Source organism: Streptomyces sp. NPDC053427 (genome assembly GCF_044544985.1).
GTDB lineage: Bacteria > Actinomycetota > Actinomycetes > Streptomycetales > Streptomycetaceae > Streptomyces.
Genome location: NZ_JBITYA010000030.1, coordinates 1 through 5,429 on the forward strand (window position 1 = coordinate 1; position 5,429 = coordinate 5,429).

1 protein-coding gene is annotated in these 5,429 nt (G+C 70.4%); it reads left to right on the plus strand.

What is annotated here, in order from left to right; all coding sequences use genetic code 11:
- A partial coding sequence (locus ACIGWZ_RS39315; protein ID WP_400072848.1) for a type I polyketide synthase occupies positions 1–5,429 on the plus strand: 5,429 nt, incomplete at both ends.

The window sequence follows — 5,429 nt, forward strand, 5'->3', positions numbered from 1 at the left end:
CCCCACCCCCACCAACACCAGCAACCCCACCCACCTCGGCCTCCGCACCTCCACCCACCCCTTCCTCACCGCCACCATCGAATCCGCCACCGACAACCGCATCACCTTCACCGGACGCCTCGACCTCCACACCCACCCCTGGCTCGCCGACCACACCCTCGCGGGCACGGTCATCCTGCCGGGCACCGCGTTCCTCGACCTGGCCCTGCACGCCGCACGTCACACCGGCCTGGCCCACGTCGAGGAAATCACCCTGGAAACCCCGCTGGTCCTGCCGGATGGCGACAGCCTTCTGCTCCAGATGACGGTCGAGACCGCCGACGCCTCTGGACGCCGGGCGCTCTCCGTCCACTCCCGTCCGGGCACCGCAGCCGATGACGCGGACCTCGATGACGGGGAATGGACCCGGCACGCCACGGGCGTACTGTCCGGCCTGGCCTCCGACCTGCCGCCGCGACGGGGAGAGGCGTGGCCTCCGTCCGGTCACCGTCAGGTCGCGGTGGACGGCTTCTACGAGCAGGCCGCCGATCGCGGTTACCACTACGGACCCGTCTTCCAGGGGCTCACCGCCGCCTGGCGGTCGGAGGCCGATCACAGCGTCTGTGCCGAGGTGGAGCTGCCCGACGACATCGAAGCCGACGGATTCGGTGTCCACCCGGCCCTGTTCGACGCCGCCCTGCACGCCATCGTCGCCGCCGACTCCGACGACGGGCCCGCAGCCGACACAGACGCCGGTCACCGGATCCGCCTGCCGTTCTCCTGGCGCGGCATCACCCTGCACACCGCCACCGGGCCCGCCCCCACCGCGTTGCGCGTCCGGTTGAGGAGTACGGGTCAGGACACGCTCACGCTTCAGCTCACCGACACCGACGGCACGCCCGTCGTGACGGTCGACACGCTGACGGTGCGCGACCTGGACCCGGCCCGGCTGCCCAGCGCGCACGGACGTGATCACCTGTACGAGCTGAGCTGGCAGCCCCTCGCTTCCCCGGCCTCAGTCGCGACCGCAGCTGAGGCCGACGTCCATGAGGCGCCCGACGGCTGGGTGTTCCTCGGGGACGGCCCCCTTCCCGACCTCTCCGCCGTCGTCGCCGAAACGGTCGTCGCCGAGTTCGCCGCCCCCGTCACCACCGGCCCCGAGGACGGCACCCATGCCCTCCTTCAGGACGTGCTGCAGTTCGTCCAGCAATACCTCGCGGCCGAGAACCTGCGTTCCAGCCGCGCCGTCGTCATCACCCGCGGTGCAGTCGGCGCCGGCCCGGCCGGGACGCCCGTCGACATCCCCTCGGCTTCGGCATGGGGGCTGCTGCGCACAGCACAGCTCGAACACCCCGGCCGGATCGTCCTCGTCGACCTCGATCCCGACGCCGGCCTCGGGGCACTGCCGTCGCTCCTGAAGCACGACGAGCCCCAACTCGCCGTGCACGACGGGCAGGTGTACGTCCCCCGTGTCATCCGGGCGCCCCGTTCGACTCCCGGCGGTCAGCCGCTCGGCCTGGGAGGCAACGGCACGGTACTGATCACCGGAGGCACCGGCACCCTCGGCGGACTCGTCGCCCGGCACCTCGTCGAACGCCACGGTGTACGGCACCTGCTGCTGGCCAGCCGACGTGGCCGCGCGGCCGAGGGCGCCCCCGAGTTGGAGGCCGACCTCGTCGCGCGGGGCGCCGAGGTCACCATCGCGTCCTGTGACCTCAGCGACGCGGATGCCCTGACCGCCCTGCTGTCCTCCGTTCCGGCCGAACACCCGCTGACCGCCGTCGTGCACACGGCGGGCGTCCTGGACGACTCGGTGATCACCGCACTCACCCCCGAGCAGGTCGGCGCGGTGCTGCGGCCCAAGGCGGACGCGGCGTGGCAGCTGCACCGCCTCACTCAGGGGCTCGAGCTCTCGGCGTTCGTCCTGTTCTCGTCTGCGGCAGGCACCCTCGGAAGCCCGGGCCAGGGAGGATACGCCGCGGCCAACGCCTTCCTCGACGCACTCGCCGCCCACCGGCGCGCGCAGGGCCTGCCCGCCACCTCGCTGGCATGGGGGCTGTGGGAGGAAACCAGTGAGATCACGGGGACGCTGACCCGCGCGGACCTCGCCCGCATGCATCGCACCGGAGTCGCGCCGCTGCCGACCGAGGACGCCCTCGCCCTTCTCGACGCGGCGCTCGACTCCGACTCGGCCACCCTGCTGCCCATACGGCTCAGCCGATCCGCGCTGCGCAGCCACGCCACCGCGGGCACCCTTCCGCCGCTGCTGAGCGCGCTCGTCCCCGCTGTGGCCACCCGTACCACCGGTACCACCGCTCTCCGGCCCCGGCTGGCACCGCTGACCGAAGCCGAGCAGTACGAACTGCTGCTGGACCTCACCCGCACGCACATCGCCACCGTCCTGGGGCACACCGGTCCGCAGGAGGTGGACCCCCAACGCGCCTTCCGGGACCTCGGGTTCGACTCGCTCACGGCGGTGGAGCTCCGCAACCGGCTCAACGAGGCGACCGGGCTGCGGCTCCCGGCCACGCTGGCGTTCGACCACCCCACGCCGAGCGCACTCGCCCGTTTCCTGCGCGACGAGATCGTAGGTAGCGCTCCCGACATCGCCCGGCCCGCGACCTCGACGGCGGTCAGTGACGAGCCCATCGCGATCGTCTCCGTGGCCTGCCGCTACCCGGGCGGAGTCGCGTCGCCCGAAGCCCTGTGGGACCTGGTGGCGTCCGGCAAGGACGCGATCTCGGGCTTCCCGGAGGGACGCGGCTGGGACCTGGAGAACCTCTACGACCCGGATCCCGAGAGCACCGGCAAGAGTTACACCAGGGAAGGCGGATTCCTCCACGAGGCGGCCGAGTTCGACGCCGACTTCTTCGGCATCTCACCTCGCGAGGCACTGGCGACCGACCCCCAGCAGCGGCTGCTGCTGGAGACCGCCTGGGAGACGTTCGAACGCGCGGGCATGGATCCCACGACGCTGCGCGGGAGCCGCACGGGGGTCTTCGCCGGGGTCATGTACAGCGATTACCACAGCCGGTTCCACCAGCCACCGGCGGGTTTCGAGGGGCACCTGGGAAGCGGCAGCGCCGCCAGCGTCGCGTCGGGCCGGGTGTCGTACACCTTCGGCCTGGAAGGTCCCGCGGTCACCATCGACACGGCGTGTTCGTCGTCGCTGGTCGCCATGCACCTGGCCGCGCAGGCGCTGCGCACCGGTGAGTGCACGATGGCGCTGGCCGGCGGCGTGACCGTGATGGCGACGCCGGGGGCCTTCGTCGAGTTCTCCCGGCAGCGTGGTCTCGCGCGGGACGGGCGGTGCAAGGCGTTCGCCGGGGCGGCCGACGGCACCGGCTGGGGCGAGGGCGTCGGCCTGGTCCTGCTGGAACGGCTGTCGGACGCCGAGCGCAACGGCCATGAGGTACTGGCCGTGCTGCGTGGCTCGGCGGTCAACCAGGACGGCGCGAGCAACGGTCTGACGGCTCCGAACGGCCCGTCGCAGCAGCGAGTGATCCGGGCGGCGCTGGCCAGTGCGCAGTTGGACGCCACTGATGTCGACGCGGTGGAGGCGCACGGTACGGGGACGACGCTGGGTGACCCGATCGAGGCGCAGGCGCTGCTGGCGACCTATGGTCAGGACCGGCCGGTCGAGCGGCCGTTGTGGCTGGGGTCGGTCAAGTCCAACATCGGCCACACGCAGGCCGCGGCCGGGGTCGCGGGCGTCATCAAAATGGTCATGGCCATGCGCCACGGACTGCTCCCGCAGACCCTGCACATCGACGAGCCTTCCCCCCACGTCGACTGGGAAGCAGGAGCCGTCAGCCTGCTGACGGAACCGACGCCGTGGCCCGAGCTCGACCGGCCCCGCCGCGCGGCCGTCTCCTCGTTCGGCATCTCCGGCACCAACGCCCACCTCATCCTCGAAGCGCCTCCCGCTTCGGTGCCTGCGGCCGATCCGGTGGCCGAGGAGACCGTCGAGGCGGACACCAACCCGGTGTTCGCGTGGCCGGTCTCAGCAAGGACGGACGAGGCACTCGCGGCCCAGGCGGCGCGGCTGCTGGAGCACGTCACCGAACGGCCCGAACTCGACCCGGCGGAAGTCGGCCACGCCCTGGCCACCACCCGCACCCACCACGACCACCGGGCCGTGGTCATCGGCACCGGACACGATGAACTCACCGAAGCGCTGAAGGCGTTGGCCCGAGGCGACGAACACCCCGCCCTCATACGCGGCTCCGCCATGCTCCACGGCGGCAAAACAGCATTCGTCTACTCCGGACAAGGCTCCCAACGCCCCGGCATGGGACACGGCCTCTACCACGCCTTCCCCCTCTTCGCCGACACCCTCGACGAAACCTGCACCCACCTCGACCCCCACCTCGAACACCCCCTCAAAACCATCATGTTCGCCGAAGAAGGCACCCCCCAAGCCACCCTCCTCAACAACACCCTCTACACCCAACCCGCACTCTTCGCCTTCCAAACCGCACTCCACACCCTCCTCACCCACCACGGCATCACCCCCACCCACCTCATCGGCCACTCCATCGGCGAAATCACCGCAGCCCACACCGCCGGCATCCTCACCCTCCACGACGCCGCAACCCTCGTCACCACCCGCGCCCGCCTCATGCACCACATCACCACCCCCGGCGCCATGCTCTCCCTCCAAACACCCAACCTCACCCCCATCCACCAAACACTCCACAACCTCCAAGACAAAGTCTCCATCGCCGCCCACAACACACCCGACACCCTCGTCCTCTCCGGCGACCACGACACCATCCACCAACTCGCCACCCACTTCACCACCCAAGGCATCACCACCCGACTCCTCCACGTCAGCCACGCCTTCCACTCCCCCCACATGAACCCCATCCTCGACGACTTCCACACCGTCGCCCAAACCCTCACCTACCACCCCCCACACACACCCATCATCTCCAACCTCACCGGCCAACTCGCCCAACAAGACGACCTCCGCACCCCCCACTACTGGACACAACACATCCGCCAACCAGTCCACTTCACCCAAGGCATCACCACCCTCCACACCCTCGGCACCACCACCTACCTCGAACTCACCCCCCACCCCACCCTCACCCCCGCCATCCACACCACCACCAACAACCCCCACACCACCACCATCCCCCTCCAACACCACACACCCACCACAGACAACGCAGACACAACAACCACCACAGACACAACAACCGCAACCGCAACCCGCCACTACACCACCGCACTCGCCCACGCCCACACCCACGGCACCACCCCCACCTGGACCACCCTCCACCCCCACACCCACAACACCCCCACCACCAACCTCCCCACCTACCCCTTCCAACACCACACCTACTGGCTCCCCACCCCCACCAACACCAGCAACCCCACCCACCTCGGCCTCCGCACCTCCACCCACCCCTTCCTCACCGCCACCATCGAATCCGCCACCGACA